The organism is Waterburya sp. (genome assembly GCF_058530065.1).
Genome location: NZ_JBZNBU010000272.1, coordinates 30,995 through 48,791 on the forward strand (window position 1 = coordinate 30,995; position 17,797 = coordinate 48,791).

General features: G+C 39.1%; 17 protein-coding genes and 1 pseudogene. 9 read left to right on the forward strand and 9 right to left on the reverse strand.

The window, feature by feature from the left end; translation table 11 throughout:
- Positions 1-52: 52 nt before the first annotated feature.
- The 8 genes from AC33VI_RS16345 to AC33VI_RS16380 all read right to left on the reverse strand — a co-directional run bounded on the left by AC33VI_RS16345 (position 53) and on the right by AC33VI_RS16380 (position 9,985).
- Positions 53-895, reverse strand: a complete 843-nt coding sequence (locus AC33VI_RS16345) for a Tab2 family RNA-binding protein (protein WP_491783324.1) — start codon at positions 893-895, stop codon at positions 53-55.
- Between the two features lie 224 nt (positions 896-1,119).
- Complete coding sequence (locus AC33VI_RS16350; RefSeq protein WP_491783325.1) at positions 1,120-3,186, reverse strand: dynamin family protein; 2,067 nt, start codon at positions 3,184-3,186, stop codon at positions 1,120-1,122.
- 302 nt (positions 3,187-3,488) lie between these two features.
- Positions 3,489-4,616 (reverse strand): beta-ketoacyl-ACP synthase, encoded by a 1,128-nt coding sequence (locus tag AC33VI_RS16355; RefSeq protein WP_491783326.1) that lies wholly within the window; start codon positions 4,614-4,616, stop codon positions 3,489-3,491.
- A 28-nt stretch (positions 4,617-4,644) separates the two neighbouring features.
- Entirely contained in the window at positions 4,645-5,406 is a 762-nt protein-coding gene (locus AC33VI_RS16360) for a peptidylprolyl isomerase (protein WP_491783327.1), read from the reverse strand.
- A 129-nt stretch (positions 5,407-5,535) separates the two neighbouring features.
- On the reverse strand, positions 5,536-6,054 hold the full coding sequence (locus tag AC33VI_RS16365) for a hypothetical protein (protein ID WP_491783328.1): 519 nt from the start codon (positions 6,052-6,054) through the stop codon (positions 5,536-5,538).
- Between the two features lie 74 nt (positions 6,055-6,128).
- A complete protein-coding gene (locus AC33VI_RS16370) occupies positions 6,129-7,898 on the reverse strand; it encodes an ELWxxDGT repeat protein (RefSeq protein WP_491783329.1) in 1,770 nt (589 codons plus the stop codon).
- A 162-nt stretch (positions 7,899-8,060) separates the two neighbouring features.
- A complete protein-coding gene (gene acsF / locus AC33VI_RS16375; RefSeq protein WP_491783330.1) occupies positions 8,061-9,116 on the reverse strand; it encodes a magnesium-protoporphyrin IX monomethyl ester (oxidative) cyclase in 1,056 nt (351 codons plus the stop codon).
- Between the two features lie 233 nt (positions 9,117-9,349).
- A complete protein-coding gene (locus tag AC33VI_RS16380; protein ID WP_491783331.1) occupies positions 9,350-9,985 on the reverse strand; it encodes an HD domain-containing protein in 636 nt (211 codons plus the stop codon).
- Between the two features lie 232 nt (positions 9,986-10,217).
- On the opposite strand from AC33VI_RS16380, the gene AC33VI_RS16385 reads away from it, so the two are divergent.
- Positions 10,218-11,273 carry a serine/threonine protein kinase gene (locus AC33VI_RS16385; protein WP_491783332.1) on the forward strand — a complete coding sequence of 352 codons (1,056 nt, stop codon included), beginning with the start codon at positions 10,218-10,220 and terminating at the stop codon, positions 11,271-11,273.
- Here AC33VI_RS16385 and AC33VI_RS16390 read toward each other — a convergent pair.
- Positions 11,251-11,577 carry an FHA domain-containing protein gene (locus AC33VI_RS16390; protein ID WP_491783333.1) on the reverse strand — a complete coding sequence of 109 codons (327 nt, stop codon included), beginning with the start codon at positions 11,575-11,577 and terminating at the stop codon, positions 11,251-11,253. The genes AC33VI_RS16385 and AC33VI_RS16390 overlap by 23 nt on opposite strands.
- A 289-nt stretch (positions 11,578-11,866) precedes the next feature.
- Here AC33VI_RS16390 and AC33VI_RS16395 point away from each other — a divergent pair, with 289 nt between their 5' ends.
- The 8 genes and pseudogenes from AC33VI_RS16395 to rsmI all read left to right on the forward strand — a co-directional run.
- Positions 11,867-12,916, forward strand: a complete 1,050-nt coding sequence (locus AC33VI_RS16395; RefSeq protein ID WP_491783334.1) for a ferritin-like domain-containing protein — start codon at positions 11,867-11,869, stop codon at positions 12,914-12,916.
- Between the two features lie 59 nt (positions 12,917-12,975).
- Positions 12,976-13,722, forward strand: coding sequence for an undecaprenyl pyrophosphate synthase (uppS, locus tag AC33VI_RS16400; RefSeq protein ID WP_491783335.1), 747 nt, complete (start codon positions 12,976-12,978; stop codon positions 13,720-13,722).
- 120 nt (positions 13,723-13,842) lie between these two features.
- Complete coding sequence (rlmN, locus tag AC33VI_RS16405; protein WP_491783336.1) at positions 13,843-14,883, forward strand: dual-specificity RNA methyltransferase RlmN; 1,041 nt, start codon at positions 13,843-13,845, stop codon at positions 14,881-14,883.
- Between the two features lie 71 nt (positions 14,884-14,954).
- On the forward strand, positions 14,955-15,335 hold the full coding sequence (speD, locus tag AC33VI_RS16410) for an adenosylmethionine decarboxylase (protein WP_491783337.1): 381 nt from the start codon (positions 14,955-14,957) through the stop codon (positions 15,333-15,335).
- A 106-nt stretch (positions 15,336-15,441) separates the two neighbouring features.
- Positions 15,442-15,801: a DUF6464 family protein gene (locus AC33VI_RS16415; protein ID WP_491783338.1), complete on the forward strand. Its 360-nt coding sequence runs from the start codon at positions 15,442-15,444 to the stop codon at positions 15,799-15,801.
- Positions 15,802-15,880: 79 nt separating this feature from the next.
- Positions 15,881-16,735, forward strand: coding sequence for a branched-chain amino acid ABC transporter permease (locus tag AC33VI_RS16420; protein WP_491783339.1), 855 nt, complete (start codon positions 15,881-15,883; stop codon positions 16,733-16,735).
- A 45-nt stretch (positions 16,736-16,780) separates the two neighbouring features.
- Positions 16,781-17,190, forward strand: a pseudogene (locus AC33VI_RS16425) (ExbD/TolR family protein).
- On the forward strand, positions 17,183-17,797 hold a 615-nt coding region (gene rsmI / locus AC33VI_RS16430; RefSeq protein WP_491783340.1), incomplete at its 3' end, for a 16S rRNA (cytidine(1402)-2'-O)-methyltransferase. The pseudogene AC33VI_RS16425 and the gene rsmI, both read left to right, overlap by 8 nt.

The window sequence follows — 17,797 nt, forward strand, 5'->3', positions numbered from 1 at the left end:
TTAAATACACTGTGAAATAGATATTTTGGTTAGTTATTAATTAATTATTAAATTAACTATCTTGTTTTAACAACCAAAAAGCAGTGTAAGTCATCCCCGATTCGTCTGGTTGAATTAAAATAAAATGCAATCCTTTGGCAGCTTGTTTTTTCCGTTCGTAGTTTCTGGCAATTTCCGCTGCCGATTCCGATTCAAAAGTATTAAATACCCAGCGATCGATTAAGCCCGTTTCTAAAACAAAGCCACCCGATTTACCAATTTCAGTGGGAATATAATTTAAAAAAGCAGGATTTTGCTGTTCTATCCAACGAGCAATTTGCATTGACTTTTTACCGCCATAAACTACGATGCCAGGAATGGGAAGCTCGGAAGCAAGGTTTAACTTGACTGGATATAAAGCTTCTGGCAAATGACAAATTGGAATCGGGCGATCGCGAAATAAATCGACAATTTGATTGGCTTTAATATTAGCAATTTGCCATTTATCTCCCCAAAGATTTTCTGGTAAAGCTTGAGGTACTGTTTTTTCTAGTTTAGTTGGATTGTAATTGGGATATTTAGTTTTATATTTTTCAATCAATACTTGTTTTAAAGTGGGAGTGTTTCTTGTAGCTTCAACTTGTATATTTAATTGGGATGCAGCAGCAGTGATTAAACCTAATGCTTGAGGGCGAAATACTTGTATTTTGTCTGGTAATTGACCTACTGCTATTTGCTTAAATTGGTCTGCCAGCCAAGAACCGTTAGCATCGGCAGCAGAACATCGAACGCCATAAACTTTAGAAGTATTTTTTTCAGCAGTAGCATTAACCAGAGTGCAAATTGTTAACTCCCACAATCTTTCTGTTGCCGTTTGTTCGGGAAGATAATAAAAGTCCGCTTGCCAAATAATCATAAGTCATAGGGAGTAATATTTTAAGTCGCTCCATTTTATTAAACATTAAATATTCTCAATCTTCACCAGCAAATTAATAAGTAGCCAAGCAGAATTATTTGTATATTTCTGCTTGGCTACTTAAAATCGATCGCACTAAAGTAATTCCTTCTTTCTGAGATTCGGAGGGATCGTTTTTTGATAACTTGTAACTACCCAGGTAGAAGTAGAGCGGTAGGAACTACTTAGCTTTCAGCAAATTTTTGATATAAATGTTCGATCTTATTAGTTTCTGAGGCAACGTCTTCTTCTAATTTTTCTAGTCTGGCAATTTCGACACCGCGATCGATTTCGACGTTTTGTTTTTGTTCTACGAGGTTATCTAATTCTGCCTTACGAGAAGTAATATCTTCGTTCATGCGATTGCTAATTTCTGCTTCGTAAGCCTTAAAACATTCTGCGATCGCTTCAGCTACTCTAGGAGATTGTTCTTGAGCTACTTGGGGCAAGTATTTAACTAATTCTTTTTGGGCTGCTTTAACGAGTTCTTTTCTGGCTCGATCTGCCTGAAATACTCCAATACCCAAACCCAATAAAGCAAAACCAATTGGTCCTAATACCACTCCCGTGATGGTGGTAATAATAGTTCCCACCCCATATACGGTAATAAAGTTGAGCATGATATTTTTCCAATCAAATCCCGCCCCAGCCATAGCTACTCCCGCTAGATTGCCTCTAGCTAGAGAAAAAATACCCGCTGCCCATTTTGCCCAGCCAGGAGCGTCATCTTCTGAATTTAATTTACTAATTCGAGGAATTTTTTGTCCTGTCAGTTTTTCGGTAATTTTATTAGTTACTTCGGTATAGTCTACGCCGTAACTAGTAGCAATACTCGATAGTTGGACGAATGCCGCTTCCATATCTTTTTCAGCCCCACGACTCCATTCTGCTAGCTTGTCATTAACATAGTTTTCAAAAGCCTTAGTCAGTTCTCTTTCAAATACTTCTCGTTTGCCCGAAGACAAAAAATCGAGAAAATTTAAACTTGGTTGGTAGCGAACAAAATCTGTTTCAAAAGTATCTCCCAAGCCAATGACAAAATTATTAAAAGATTGAGCAATAGTTTGAGACTTTTTATCACCTATGTTTCTGATTTCTTGTTTGAAGTCTTCACAAATTTCATTTAATAATTCAAACTCTGGAGCGACGGAGGCAATTTTTTCTTTTAATTCGTTAATATCTGATTCTAATAAAGGAATTCTTCTCGCTACTGCTTCTTTAACTTTATTATGTGTTTGCTTGCTTAAAATTCTAGCTTGACGTAATTCTGCGATCGCTCTTTCTTGGGTAAGAAAAGTATTTAAAGAACCTAAAAATTCGGGAAATCCCGTACCTGATAGATCGGCATTACTATCTTTAATTCGTTTGCGGAGTGCTATCAAAGAACAAAGAGGAAATACCCTTTCATCATAAAGATCTCGCGATTCTGTTTGACAGTATTCTGCTAGGTTTGCTTTAAAGACTCGCTTGAGTTTGAATTCTGCTTCTTCTAGTTCTTCAGGATCGTCTGGGTCAATTAAACTTTCTTTAACTTGATCCCAAGCATTAATCAAGAAAAATACTGTTAGACCCCGATCTTTAAGATAGTTTTCTAGATAGCGACGTTCTCCTAAAGTGCAGGGTTGAGTTGCTCTTAGAACAAATAAAATTACGTGACAGTTATTAATATATCCAAGAGATAATTCATTCCGAGCTTCCGTATCGTTCAACCCAGGACTATCGACAATTTCTACTCCTTTTTCTAATAAAGCTAAGGGATACTCGACGATCGCATGGGAAACATTAGGAAAAGCCAATTTCTTTTCTTGTTCCAAACGTTTGGCTTCGGCTGGATCGATCGTATATTTATATTTAAATATTTTAAAATCTATCGATTCTGGTTCGCTACCATCATTAAAATAAACTGTAACTTTTTTTTCTTCTCCATAGCGCAATACCGTTAAAATTGCCGTACAGGGATTCACATCGCTAGGTAAAATATTCTCACCAATTAAAGCATTTAAAAAGGTACTTTTTCCCCGTTTCATATCTCCTAAGACTAAAAGACGAAACACCCCTTCCCTAAGATTAGTACCAGATTTTTTAATATCTTCAATATCTCTTTCTAACTCTAGCTTCCCCGATTTGCTTTGACCGATCTTTTCCGCATCTTCTATGGTATGGGCTATGACTGCCATTGAATTGGCAATTTCACTTCGGGCGCGGGCGACTTTTCCCAGATCGTTGAGAAAGCTTTGAGTTTCGATTTTCATTTTTTTGCTTAGTGGTCAGTTGTTCTATTTTATTCAAGGATCTCGATGACCTGCAAAAGATTTCGATCGCTAAATTATATTGTCTATTGTTTAACAAGATTATGGTTGACATTCATTGAAAATAGCGAGAGTTTATTTACTAACTTCTTTGCCTATTTTTGGGTTAATTACTAGGTAAAGCCCATTATTAAGTAAATATAACTAATGCAAAATTATTAAATGTCTTAAAAGATATTAATCCTAATGGTTCGAGTAATCCTCGAATATTTATTACTTTAAATGATACCGTTCTCTTTACTGCGTTAGGATAGAGGATCGCAACTCAGACTAAGTACTGCATTTTGCCCGCCAAAGCCAAAGCTAAAGCACATTGCTTTATTTATATTTACCCTCTCGGTTTTGGTGATTATATTAAGCTCGAAATCCGATTGTTTCAAACCCACACAAGGAGGTAAATAGCCCTGTTTTAATGCCATCAGAGTTAAAGCAGTGCCGATCGCTCCTGAAGCTCCTAGGGTATGTCCTGTTGCACCTTTGGTAGAACTGACGGCTACTTGAGGAGCAAAGATATGTTTGATTAGATCTGCTTCGTGACCATCGTTTAACATCGTACTCGTACCGTGAGCGTGAATATAGTCAATCTCTTGGGGTATAAAGTTACTGCGTTCTAAAGCTTGTTTAATGGCGATCGCAGCACTACCATTGATGGTTTGAGGCGCGCTGATATGATGGGCATCGCAGGTTAAACCAAAGCCCGTTATTTTGCCGTAAATTTTAGCTTGGCGTTGTTTGGCTAATCGATCTGTTTCTAGAACAAAAATTGCTCCTCCTTCCCCTAAAACCAAACCTTCACGACGGCGATCGAAAGGATAGCAACCAGTTTTAGCTAATGCTCCCATGCGATCAAAGGCAGCTAAAGTGAGAGGAGTAATCGGTGTTTCTAACGCCCCTGCAATAACGCGATCGCACCTACCAGTTTGAATCAATTCGTAACCCCTAGCCAATGCCCAAATTCCCGTAGCACAGGCAGCCATGGGTGCTAAAACTGGCGCGCTAGTCTGGATGTATCGAGCGCAAGCGATCGCAGGGCGATCGGGTAAAGTCTGCAACCAGTTAGGAATACTAGGGGGTTTGTGGCTGGCTAATTCTTCCCAATTTGCCTGACAACCACGACTTGAGCCGATTACTACCCCACAGTCGTTTAAAGGTACTTTTAATCCAGCATCTTTTAAAGTATCTAATAACAGTTGCTTAATAATGGCTTCAATCTTACTCGGCTGAGAATTAATTAATCCCAAAGGATAAAGAGGAAGTTCGGGTAAAAGATGCTGCGAACTAATTCCCGACTTCCCTTGTAAAATATTCGACCAAGTTGGCTGTAAAGATCCGAGACAAGAAATCAATCCTATCCCAGTAACTACAACTTCCATATAAATAAGGTTTGCTTAAAATTCAGGTCTATTTTTTCAGATTATCCAAACCTTCAATTACTTTCACCGTACCAATGCGATCGCCTTGCTGAATTTGAGTTACCACATCCATACCTTCCACTACCTTACCAAAAACGGCATAGTCTCCATCCAAAGAAGGCAAATCTTCCAAAGCAATATAAAATTGACTGGATGCGCTGTCAGGCATAGCAGAACGAGCCATGGCAATTACCCCGCGATTGTGTTTTAGGGCTACATTTCCCCCCAGTCTAGCTTTGCTATAGGTAGGCTCTTCATCTCCTTGTAGCTTAATTTCAAGAGGAATACGACGCTCCATACCAGTTTGAGGATCTTTGTAACCACCAGTACCCAATGTTCCTGCGAAATTGGGATCTTTCCCTTGAGGATCTCCCCCTTGTGCCACAAAACCAGGAATTACACGGTGGAACACTAGTCCATCGTAAACTCCTTGAGCTACCAAATCTACAAAGTTACCAGCAGTTAGGGGTGCATCTGTACCGTTGATTTCAATGATTATCGGCGAGCCATTAACCTCTAATTCTACTTTCGCCATTCCTTCTAATTGAGGCAAATTATTACTCATATTTTTATTACTATTTTTGTTTTCGGCGATCGCCACTTGTGATTGACCATTTCTCACATTATCAGAAGATGAAGATGATTGAGAAGCATCATTGGCTGATGTGGTGGCGCAGCCACCTAGGAGTAAAGTACTAGCTAGCAGCAACGAGCAAATTTTAATTAACCAAATGTTAGTTCTGGTTTTCATTTGAATCTTCCACCACGCAATATAAATTTCAAGTTCACAAAACCAGAATAATCGATTTACGATTGTTCTGGTGCTACTTTTTCTTCTATTCAAAACATTGGTAGTATTGGATTGAGAAAAAAGATAAATCTATTCGGCTACTCGATATAGCTTGCCAATCAGATTTATGTGAAGACTGTCGCCATTTCGGACATCAAACACCATTTTAGGCTTGCCAGTTCCATAGTCAGCTTCTATTCCTCCCAAGAAATCAAAATAATAGGCACTATCTCCTAAAGCAGTGCTATATTGTTGTGACTTGTCGCGAGGAATTTCAATCTCTACTAAAACTCGATCTTTAAGAGATTCTAAAGGACGCAGCCAAACTTCAACAGGCAAATTAATTTCTTCAGAATCATTAAGCCTCACCTTAAGATTGCCCTTGATATCATGATTATTTTGGACATCGAGTTTATCTAAGACAATCTTACCCAAGATTCGACTACCACTAAGATCGATATTATTAGAATTACCATCGATCGCTTGACTAGAAACTACAGGAGCATCATAATCATCATCAAAATCAACTTCTGAAACCAGTCTAAACTCATTGTCAGTCGCCTTTGTCAGATCGCTTCCCTGGGTAGGAAAAGTTAGTTCTGCTGTCATATGAGGAGAAGAATTGCAAATCAGTTTGAGTTTTGACTCTTCAGTTTAGGTTTGTGCTACCCCAATAGTCGTGATTACAACCCCAACAATTCCCCTGTTTCTAGAGGTAAAGCATAATAGGCAATACCCTCAAAATTGTAGTTGGGTAGATCTGCTTGCACCACATCTCTTTCTACTTCACTGGGTGTATATAAATGAACGCCGATGGTTGGCTCATAGAAACGATAGATAGGAATCGAACCTTCTACCTCAGTTTCATAAGCACTAAATCTTGCTCCTTGAAAAGTAAAGTCGGGTAGAGTATCGATAATCACATCCCTTTCTAGTTCGTTGGTGGTGTATAAATGCACTCCTGTAGTTTCATTAAAGAAGCGGAACACTTCTTCTGCACCTTCTGCACTAGATTCTACCGAACGATAAGATGCTCCTTCAGAATCATAATTCCCTGTAGCAATAAACTCATCTCTTTCAGAAGCATCAGTAGTGTAAAAATGCACCCCTGCGCTGGGATTAAACAGACGATAGACAGTAGTGTTGTCCACATCTCCCAAAGTTAACAATGCTGGTTGATAATTACCTTCATCCAAAGAAAATGCTTCTCCAGTAAAATACAGTTGGTCATTAAATTCCAATAACTCACCAGGCTGTCTGAATGCGTCAGTGACTCGATCTCCCCCAAGAGAAATTTCTTCTGGCGCAATGGGAAAAGTGTTTACGTCCGTACCATCACTCTGCCATAGCTGGTTATCGTAGGTAAAATACAAAATCCCATCAACACTAGTAGGTTGACTGAGAGTTATCCCCCTAGGGAAGTCTGGGTTGGTATCTTCTGCTATGTTGTCAACCAATACAGTACCTTCGGCAGTACCATCGCTTTTCCATAGTTCCCTGCCATTTTCTCCATCATCTGCAGTAAAAAACAGAGTGCCATCAACATCAATCAGATTTTGAGGAGCAGAACCAAAATTTTGAGCGACACCATTAACTCTTTCTTCAGGGCGAATATCTTTAACTAAAACAGTACCTTCAGCAGTACCATCGCTTTTCCACAATTCTTCGCCAATATCTAAATCCCGTTGAACAAAGAAAAGCGTATCACCTACACTAGTTAATTTGGTTTGATTAGGATTAGTTTGATTAGATAGTTCTGAAACTAAGCTCGTACCTGTTTCTGTTCCATCACTTATCCACAATTGTTGGTTTACAAGAAAATATAAGGTGTCATTGACTACAGTAGGTTGCCATAAGGTTGAGTCAAAACTTCTGATTAATTCTGTTCCTTCATCGGTGCCATCACTTCTCCATAAACGATGATCTCCAACACCAGGAGCTGTGAAAAAGATCAAAGTTCCATTAAAGTCAGTAAAATTCGGAGGAAGACCTTGAAAATTTCTTTCAATATTGGAGATTGATTCAGTTCCCTCGGTTGTACCATCAGTTACCCATAATCTTCTGCCATTTTCTCCATCATCCGCAGTAAAGTAAAAAGTATCATCAAGGTATAAAAAGTTTTGGGGGTTACTCGAACCGTTGGTATTAATATCTTCTAGAATTCTCGTCCCTTCGGGAGTGCCATCGCTAATCCAAGGTTCTCCGCCAAATTCATTTTCTGAAGCAGAAAATAAAAGATTTCCATTACCACCTACTGCACCATTAAGAGAGAAACTAAAGTTTTCCAATTCTTCCGATTCAGATTCAGAAAAAACTAGAGATATGCTAGTTTCCGTTTCGTCTCCTTCGGTTTGCCAAATTCCTTGAGGAGAAGTGAAGTATATAGAGGTGTCCGCATCAATTAAGTTGGAAGTTATACCACCTTCAACAAATCCAACAACATTAGCAGTCATGATTTCACCTATTTGGTTTTGGGTTATTTGGCGTTGCTCGATTGGGTATGATTTTGTCTAGTCCTAAATTAAAAAACTACGATGAGGTTGTTTTTTAGTTTCACACTGGCAATCTGTAACGTCATTTTTTCTTTAGGTTTGAGTTTACTTTTTCATGCACTTTTAACGCACTGTTCCTCTAAGAGATTCGGCATCAATTGGCTTAATTAAATATAAACGCAATATATCAGTTAAAGTTCCCGCAATTAAGGGCAATTTACGTAGTAATTTAACTATTTTGACCGTATTACTAGAGTCGATCGCTTTCATCTTGTCATTGCGATCCGCGCATTTTTCTAACCGTTTAAAGAACTGAGGATGTTCTACATTAAGATTGACGGGAAAGGCTCTAGCTGCGGTTTCGTTGGTTTGGCGAATTACCTCGCGATCGTATTCTTGGGCATCTAAACCTATTGCTTCGTAGAAATCTGCCCGTTCGTGGACGGTTAAGGTATGGGTAGCAAAGACAGTAAGCAGGAAGAAACGCGCCCATAATCTCGCTTGCCAATTGTTCCACATTTTAGGTTGCGATCGCAATAAAGCATTGAAGATATCGCCGTGACGGTTTTCATCCTGACACCAGCTTTCAAACATCCGAAATATGGGATAAAACTGATATTGGAGATTATCCTCTAGGTGACGATACATCAAAATATAACGCCAATAGCCAATTTTCTCGGAAAGATATACAGCATAAATTACCCACTCTGGTTTAAAGAAGGTATAGGTGCGATGTTTGGTTAAATAGCCGAGATCGAGGGAAATATTAAAGTCACTCATGGCTTTATTGAGAAAACCTGCATGGCGTGCTTCATCCCGTGCCATTAGATGAAAGATTTCTGCCAAAATTGGGTTACGTCCTTTGAGTTTGCGGGATAGTTCTTTGAATAATAAGAAACCTGAAAACTCCGAAGTACAGGAACGCTCTAAGAAATCCACAAAGATAGCGCGGGTTTTCTCGTCAATATGATCCCAAGACTGCTTAAACTCCTCATCGCGGACGAAATGGTAGCGGTTATAGTCCGTCTTCATTTCTGCAATCATCGCTTTTAATTCTTCTTCCTGAGAAGAAATATCCATTTCTGCGATCGCATCAAAATCTGTAGTGTAAAAGCGAGGAGAAATAAGAGTTTCTTCAGTAGAAGTTTTTATAGTAGGCTGAGGCGTAGTTGCAACCATGATTTATATTTATATAATTTAATGGCCATATAAAATCTTATAGGTAAGAATGGCTATTATAATTCCAAGTTATTATTTTGCAATATATAGTTTTTTCCCTTTACAAATAGCTTCAAGGTTTAATAGATTAAACTTTCAGCATTAGTTGCGGTAAACTACGGGCATTACTGCCCGCTGAAAACTAAAAACTAAAAACTATTCTCTTAGAGCAATTCTTTTATCCCGAACTCAGGTTAGTTAAGTAAATCTATTTCTGCGGTTAAATTTATTCTTGCCTGTCGTTCCAACCGTCGATAAAAGAGATCGCTATAATAAATTCTATTTCGTTGCAAAAAACCAGTCAAAATCAGTTGGCGACCCGAAAAATAATCGCGATCGCTTAAATGCTGATATTCTTTTCTAATAGCACGAGCATATTCAGAATAGCGACTGGGAGAACTACCCAAAATAGCTAAATCTGCATCTAAAAAAAATAAGTTATCAATACTATCTATCAATGGTTGATGCTTTTGGGTGCTGAGAATAATCTGGGTGACTGGTTGAATAATTTCACCCTCGATACCCAATTTCTTTAAAATCTCTTCGGCACATATAGCACTTTTAACCTCATTATCCTTGGCTTGAGGATCGTAAATATAATCGTGAAACCAGGCAGCAAATTGTAAAACCAGGGAATTGTGGTTACTACTTGCGATCGCTTTGAATGAATCTAAGATATCGTTGATATGTCTAAGATTGTGATAGTGTCTGGCAGAATCTCCATAAGCATTAACCAGATTATTAAAAATCTCTTCTTTCAATTGCAAATCGACTTCTAGATGTTGCAATAATTCCAACCAACTAGCTTTTAATATAGCAGTATTCATCATTAGTTAAAATCATAGCTGAGTAATTGCGATCGCAGACGATGCTAATTCAGACTTAGAGCCTACAGAAACTGCCCAAGACTAATTTGCTAATAATGCGATCGCCTGTCAGACAAATTCCCGTTAAGTATTTTTATAGTTTTGCTTCAGCTTATTTTTGGTAGCATCAAAATAACATAACTAAAGCGATGCCTACGGCTAGCTTCGCAATCGCAATAAAACATAACTGTTACCGATGCAGCAATGGCTAACTGGATACAAACTCAAAAATCGTCCCTATGAAATTCTACAAATACTAGGTGAAGGTGGGTTTGGTATTACTTATAAAGCCAAAAGTCTCGCCTTAGATATACCCGTAGTTATCAAAACTCCCAATAGCAGACTGCAACGAGATAAGAACTATTCTAAATATTTAGCCAATTTCACTAAGGAAGCAAAACAATTAGCAAAACTGGGAATGAATCCCCATCCTAATATAGTTCGAGTCTTTGATTTCTTTGAAGAAGATGGTCTGCCCTGCATAGTTATGGACTACATACCAGGAAATAGTCTATATGACATAGTGCAGATGAATGGAGCATTACCAGAAAAACAAGCTTTAAGATACATCAAACAGATAGGTTCGGCACTATTGGTCTGCCACCAGCAGGGGATTATTCATCGTGACGTACATCCCAACAATATTTTGATTCATGCTGATAGTGGCAAGGCGATTTTAATTGATTTTGGCATATCGGGTTCTACTCAAACCAGTCGTAGTAACAGATCTGGGAATCAAGCCTTTGCTCTTTGGGAACAGCTAATAAGTTTTGGTGAAGAAAGCAGTAAAACACCACAGGTAGATATCTACACCTTAGCTGCCAGTTTTTATTATTTAGTCACTGGGGATACTCCTACTCCTAGCTTGGCTAGGAAATTTAATAATGATGAATTAAATGAACCAAAGCAGTATAACTCCCAAATGAGCGATCGCATTAATGAGGCAATACTCAAAGGCATGACAATTGAACCAAGCGATCGTCCTCAAACAATAATGCAGTGGTTAAAGTTGTTGGCTGTCGTTCGAGCTAAAACTATAGGTGAAAATAAAGTTATAGCAAACACTAAAATAACTAAAATAATTCAAGATCCCAAAAAAATTAACAGTACCGCCGACTTAGAAGAAAAACATTCTTTCGAGAGGGGAAAAATAAAATCAGTTGACAAAAAAGTATCAATAATCGAAAAGCTTCAACAATATAAAATAAGTCTATTATTAATAGCTTTTTCTAGTTTAGATTTCCATCCCTAAGATCTCTTTCCAATAATCTTAATTGTCTGCCCTCTTCGGCAGTTTGATCTATCTCTCTTTTGCCAATACATTCCCCATTCACATAAGTACCGTGTAGACTACCCAAGTCTCTAATGCGAATATCAGGAGGATTGATATCGAGGAAGCAATGATAGCGGGATATCATTGAATGATCTTCATCATTAGGAATTTGAATAGTGCAGTCAGGATGTCTGCCAATGAAACAGGTACTAAGAGAATCAAAAGAGAATTCTTGATCCTTTAACTTGCCTTCAGTGACAGTTAGGATGACTTTGGCTGGCATGGATTACAGTTAACAATTAATCAAATCAGATTCCTTAAATCATACCTACTCTAGAAAGTTGAGAAGACTAGCTTCAAAGAAATTATAGTATCTCTCAAAATCTCTTGTTTGATAGTGTCATGGACATTTATCTATAATTTTGATTTACTAACCACTACCTAATTAATCTTCCGACTTTTTCCGACTAAATTCCGAGGTTAAACTCCCGACTTTCCCCGACAGACAAAGCAAAATAATTTCCTTAAGCTGTTTTGTAATCAAACAAAACACAATTGAAAGAACGAGCATTATGTATCGACCTACAACAGATTTAGCGGGAGAAGTTTGTTTTCGTCCTAACTTTTGGCAAACCAAAACCAGAATTAATTACTTAATTGCAGAATATCTGAGTCTGGAACAATTATGCGATCGCTTGTCCGATTTGCCAAGACAATTTGAAGATCCCCAACCCCGTCAGTGGTCGAAAATTAATTGGCAAGATATAAATCCAGATTGTGTAGTAGGGATCGATCTGGATATTTTTTTATCTATCATTAAAGGTGCGTTGGATACGGAAGCACCAATTAGAGACTATACCCAAGCTAGCAGAAAGTATTTAGAACCAATTCATCCCAATATGGCAAACTTTGTCGGAGGTAGGGTTACAGAAGATGGCACAATCTTAGAAATTGGTTTGTGGGAAAAAGAAGAGCGCAACGACGGGAGTGGAACAAGCCGAAACAAGTTCGGCGTTTCCTCCCGTCAACATACCCCAGCCCTACTCAAAATTTATCAGAAACTCAGCCAATCAAAAATTATTCCCCAGCCTAAAACAGCCAAAACCTACAAACAAGGAGCTAATCCCTACCAAGATCTCTATCAACATGGATTGCACCGCATAGCTACAGAATATGGTGCGGCGTGCTTGTATATTTGGTTGATGGCTCACAGCACGGGAACAATTCAACAAGTATTAGGAGAATTGTTGCAGGATGAAATCAATCATCTAACTAAATTTTGGGGAATGGGAATGTGGTTGTATCCCGATAGCAAAGAGCAGTTAATTCCCTATCTTCTTAGCCAAATTAACACTATTTTACCTGTATCCTCTAAGTCGGATTTGAAATCGAATTCTAATTTGCAGTTTACTTTTCAACATATGATGTCAGTTTTAAATTGGCAATCCTGGTCAATTCTATCTAAAGGCGAGTTAATTTACACTTTTATTGGGACTCTCAAGGGTATGTGGTATTGGAGCAGTCAATTAACTCCAGAATATTTACACTCTTGCTGTGCGACTTCAGAGTTTTTTGGGAATAATACTTCTAACTGCGATCGACCTAAAATTGCTATTCTCTAAACCGCAAGTAATAATATTCTTCGTCTATTTCACCTTCTTTCTGATTTTTAATAATTCCCATGACAGCCCAACTATTAAAAACATTATCCACTACAACGAATTTAACGAAACTACCCCAACACGTTGCTGTAATTATGGATGGCAATGGTCGCTGGGCGAAGGAAAGAGGTTTGCCTCGCATTGAAGGACACCGTAAAGGAGCAAATACTCTGAAAGAAATGCTGCGCTACTGCAAAGATTTAGGCATCAAAACCCTAACTGCCTATGCTTTCTCTACAGAAAATTGGGGTCGTCCAATGGCAGAAGTCAATTTCTTAATGGGCTTATTTGAAAAACTGCTACAAAAAGAATTAAAAGAAATGGAGGAGGAAGAAGTTTGCATTAATTTTATCGGCGACTTAACTCCTTTACCTGCTTCTCTACAGTCAGAAATGCGTCGTTCGATGGAACGCACTAAAGACAATCAAGGAGTCTTTTTTAACGTAGCCATTAACTACGGCAGTCGTCACGAAATGATTAAAGCCTGTCAAACCATTGCTGAAAAAGTGCAACAAGGAGAACTATCGGCAACAGATATTGACGAGACGACTATTGCACGGCATTTGTATACTTCAGCTAGCCCAGATCCTGATTTACTGATTCGCACTAGTGGAGAAATGCGCTTGAGTAACTTTTTGCTATGGCAGCTAGCCTATACAGAAATCTATGTTACCGATACATTATGGCCCGATTTCGATACCGAACAATTCGATCGCGCCCTAGAATCTTTTCAACAACGAGATCGCCGTTTTGGTAAAGTAAAGTAGTATCGGCTTGGCTGGGTAATCGATCGGCTAGGGTAGCTCTTAGCTCTTACTTGTTAGCTCATAGCCTTGTATATATTTGTTGAGGTGAGTTCGATAATGACGATCGATAATTCGACCCTAATGACTACAAAGCAAACTAGTGATTCTGAGGTTTTACTCGGCAAGTCCCTAGAAGAATTAACTACATGGGTACAACAACAAGGACAGCCAGCCTATAGAGGCAAGCAACTCTATCAATATCTATATCAAAAAGGGGCGCGATCGCTTTTAGATATTTCCGTGTTTCCCAAACAGTGGCGACAGTCAATGGCAGACTATCCCATCGGACGCTCTACTATCCATTATCGTAGCCTTGCTTCCGATGAAACCTGCAAATACCTATTGCGTCTGGCAGATGGTTTAATTATCGAAACAGTGGGCATACCTACCGCCAAACGCTTAACTGTCTGCGTTTCTTCCCAGGTGGGTTGTCCGATGGACTGCGATTTTTGTGCGACGGGAAAAGGGGGGTTTACTCGCAATTTAACAGCCAGTGAAATTGTCGATCAAGTACTCACAGTCCAAGAAGATTTTGGACGTAGGGTTAGTAACGTCGTCTTTATGGGTATGGGCGAACCGATGGCTAATTTAGATAATGTAGTCGCTGCGGTAAAATCTCTCAATCAAGACGTGGGTATTGGAGCGCGATCGCTTACCGTATCTACTGTAGGCATCCCAGGTCGCATTCATCAACTAGCCCAACACAAGTTACAAATTGTCTTAGCCGTTAGTCTCCACGCCTCCAATCAACACCTACGCCAACAGTTAATTCCCAGTGCCAAAAAATATACGATCGACAATCTACTAGATGAATGTCGAGAATATGTAGAAATAACTGGGAGAAGAATAACTTTTGAATATGTTTTGCTCTCGGGGATTAACGACTTACCAGAAAATGCCCAAGAGTTAGCCCAAAAACTGAGAGGCTTCCAAACTCATGTTAATTTGATTCCTTACAATCCTATTTCCGAAGTAGATTACCAAAGACCCAAGCCACACCGCATCAAAGACTTTACCGATATTTTAGAACGAGCCAATATCGCCGTCAGCGTGCGCTATTCTCGCGGTTTGGAAGCAGATGCAGCTTGCGGACAACTGAGAGCTTCTAAAGTCGATTTATGATAAATAATCGATTGGCTAGAGGTTTTGGTTAAAATAGTTGAGCTAATTCAATTTCACACACGAGTAGGCGAATGGAACAAATGGGAACTCATCTGGTTGTAGATGCTTGGCAAGCACCAGCTGAATTACTCAACGATCCCGAAGCAATACGGGAAGCATTAATCGAAGCTATTAAAATCGGTCAAGCCACCTTAATCGATTTGTGCGTTCATCAATTTAGCCCTCATGGAGTAACCGCTACAGCTACTTTAGCAGAGTCCCATATTGCGATTCATACTTGGCCCGAACATGGTTATTTTGCAGCAGATTTATTCTTTTGTGGTGCTGGACAACCCCAACTAGCTATGAAAATTTTACAAACTGCCCTCCAAGCCAAGCAAATTAAAATTAGAGAACTGGATCGAGGAATATTTGAAGAAGGAGAAAAAATCACTTATAGGCGATCGCCATGAAATAATAAAAATATCTATCAATAAATCGCCTCAATCAAGTTTATGCTGACATAATAAATCTAAGTTGCTCAATACTTCCTCACAACAAATATTTCTCTAGCCAGCCATGACTAATAATTTATCTGCTTTTGTCATCAAGCTAGCTCTTATCCTTATCTTTAGCATTTTACCTTCCTTAGTTTATTTACTTATCTTTCGCCAAGCTAAGAAGCGTTGGCAAATGAGGTTAAGACGCGCTCAAACTGCCACCAATTATCAAGCTGAAAGGTTGCCTAGTAATATTTATGATTACGAGCGAGATGCTTATCTAGAAAATAGCGATCGTCGCAGATCCATAAATAAATATTTTATTGGAGATACCAGTTGTGCTAATAATGCTCAATCTCCTTATCTTCGTTGTGCAATCAACCCAGAAGGACCTTGTGAAGAATGTTCTCATTACGAACAGCGTTACCCCCAGAATTAGATTAATGTTGCTGCTTTGAAGGATAAAACGGATAATAACACTGTTTTGCATCCTATTTTCTTAGCTTCAATCCTATAAAATGCTCGATTTCCAGCTTGTTTTTAATGGTATTGCTATCGGTAGTATCTTAGCTTTGGCTGCCATTGGTTTGACTCTTAGTTATGGCATCCTTAATTTATCTAATTTTGCTCATGGAGATTTCATGACTTTGGGAGCTTATTTAACCTGGTCGATTAACGAGCGCGGTTTAAATATTTGGCTGTCAATGATTGTCGGGGCAGTCGGTACTATTGTTGCCATGCTGATTTCTGAGTATCTGCTATGGAGACCAATGCGCGATCGCCGTGCTACCGATACCACTCTAATTATTATTTCTATCGGACTGGCATTGTTTATCCGCAACGGAATTCTGCTGGGTTATGGTGGCAGCAATAAACTGTATGATTTACCTGTAGTTAGAGCCATAGAATTTGGCGATCTGCGCCTTGCCTACTATCGTTTGATAGTTATCGCAGTTGCGATCGCAGCTATAATTGCCCTACATCTAATTTTACAAAAAACTAAAATTGGCAAAGCCATGCGGGCAGTAGCCGACAACATCGAACTAGCTAGAGTTTCGGGGATTAATGTCGATATCGTTGTCTTGTGGACTTGGGTAATTACAGGTCTTCTCGTCGCTTTTGCTGGAGGAATGTATGGCTTAATTGCAGTGGTGCGTCCTAATATGGGGTGGTTTTTGATTTTACCGATGTTTGCTTCAGTCATTCTGGGGGGTATTGGCAATCCCTATGGTGCGATCGCTGGTGCATTTATTATCGGTCTGGCTCAAGAATTAAGCGTACCCCTATTAGGGCCAGAATATAAACTAGGTGTAGCTTTAGCTATTATGGTACTTATTCTTTTGGTACGTCCCCAAGGGCTTTTTAATAAGTAGGTAGTGGGTAAATATTTTTATAATGAGTAAAAAGTCAAGATAACTATGCGTTTGCAAGAAGAACCAGATCTACCCCCCAGAATCAATATTTTACCCATGATTGACGTTATTTTCGCAATTTTGGTTTTTTTTATTGTTTCTAGCTTATATTTAACCCGCTCGGAAGGTTTGCCAGTCAATTTACCCCGCGCCAGCACTACAGAGGTGCAAAAACCCAACAAATTACCGTTACCCTAGATAGTGAAGGAAAGTTAACCCTCAACTCTCAGGCTTCGACCATAGAAAACTTAAAATCCGATCTAGAAAAACTAATCGCCCAAGAAGATAGCACTACTGTAATTATTAACGCCGATAAAACCGTAGAACATGGTTTAGTCGTTGAGGCGATGGATAAAATAAGAGAGATTCCCGACGTGCAACTAGCGATCGCAGCCAAGCAGAAAAGTAATGAGTAATGAATTAGGCAAGCTGTATTTAGTAGGTACGCCCATTGGTAACCTCGAAGATATTACCTTAAGGGCGATTCGCATCCTCACCGAAGTCGATCTAATTGCGGCAGAAGATACTCGCCATACAGGAAAGTTATTAAAACACCTCCAAATCAATACCCCCCAAATTAGCTATCACGAACACAGTCCTAATTTTCGCCTAGAAGAATTAACCGCTAAGTTACAACAAGGACAAAATATTGCTTTGGTCACCGATGCGGGAATGCCCAGTATTTCCGATCCTGGAGTAAAATTAGTCCGTGGGGCGATCGCTCGATCAATAGAAGTAATTCCCATTCCTGGCGGAACTGCTGCGATTAGTGCCTTAGCTGCTTCTGGCATGGCAACGGATAAGTTTATCTTTGAAGGCTTTTTACCCCCCAAAGAAAAAGCTCGTCAAGTAAGACTAGAATTATTAAAATCTGAATCTCGCACAATTTTAATTTACGAAGCACCCCATCGTCTATTGAAAACTTTAACCGATTTAGCCACAGTAGTTGGCAGCGAGCGCAAAATTGTCTTAGCTAGGGAATTAACTAAAATCCACGAAGAATTCTGGCGAGGAAATCTGGAG

Bases quoted from the DNA above. Each gene is read 5' to 3' on its own strand.
- AC33VI_RS16360 (WP_491783327.1), bottom strand. From the start codon at position 5,406: ATGAAAACCAGAACTAACATTTGGTTAATTAAAATTTGCTCGTTGCTG.
- AC33VI_RS16355 (WP_491783326.1), bottom strand. From the start codon at position 4,616: ATGGAAGTTGTAGTTACTGGGATAGGATTGATTTCTTGTCTCGGATCT.
- rlmN (WP_491783336.1), top strand. From the start codon at position 13,843: ATGACTACAAAGCAAACTAGTGATTCTGAGGTTTTACTCGGCAAGTCC.
- AC33VI_RS16370 (WP_491783329.1), bottom strand. From the start codon at position 7,898: ATGACTGCTAATGTTGTTGGATTTGTTGAAGGTGGTATAACTTCCAAC.
- AC33VI_RS16365 (WP_491783328.1), bottom strand. From the start codon at position 6,054: ATGACAGCAGAACTAACTTTTCCTACCCAGGGAAGCGATCTGACAAAG.
- acsF (WP_491783330.1), bottom strand. From the start codon at position 9,116: ATGGTTGCAACTACGCCTCAGCCTACTATAAAAACTTCTACTGAAGAA.
- AC33VI_RS16390 (WP_491783333.1), bottom strand. From the start codon at position 11,577: ATGCCAGCCAAAGTCATCCTAACTGTCACTGAAGGCAAGTTAAAGGAT.
- AC33VI_RS16415 (WP_491783338.1), top strand. From the start codon at position 15,442: ATGACTAATAATTTATCTGCTTTTGTCATCAAGCTAGCTCTTATCCTT.
- uppS (WP_491783335.1), top strand. From the start codon at position 12,976: ATGACAGCCCAACTATTAAAAACATTATCCACTACAACGAATTTAACG.
- AC33VI_RS16420 (WP_491783339.1), top strand. From the start codon at position 15,881: ATGCTCGATTTCCAGCTTGTTTTTAATGGTATTGCTATCGGTAGTATC.
- AC33VI_RS16345 (WP_491783324.1), bottom strand. From the start codon at position 895: ATGATTATTTGGCAAGCGGACTTTTATTATCTTCCCGAACAAACGGCA.
- AC33VI_RS16395 (WP_491783334.1), top strand. From the start codon at position 11,867: ATGTATCGACCTACAACAGATTTAGCGGGAGAAGTTTGTTTTCGTCCT.
- AC33VI_RS16380 (WP_491783331.1), bottom strand. From the start codon at position 9,985: ATGATGAATACTGCTATATTAAAAGCTAGTTGGTTGGAATTATTGCAA.
- speD (WP_491783337.1), top strand. From the start codon at position 14,955: ATGGAACAAATGGGAACTCATCTGGTTGTAGATGCTTGGCAAGCACCA.
- AC33VI_RS16350 (WP_491783325.1), bottom strand. From the start codon at position 3,186: ATGAAAATCGAAACTCAAAGCTTTCTCAACGATCTGGGAAAAGTCGCC.
- AC33VI_RS16385 (WP_491783332.1), top strand. From the start codon at position 10,218: ATGCAGCAATGGCTAACTGGATACAAACTCAAAAATCGTCCCTATGAA.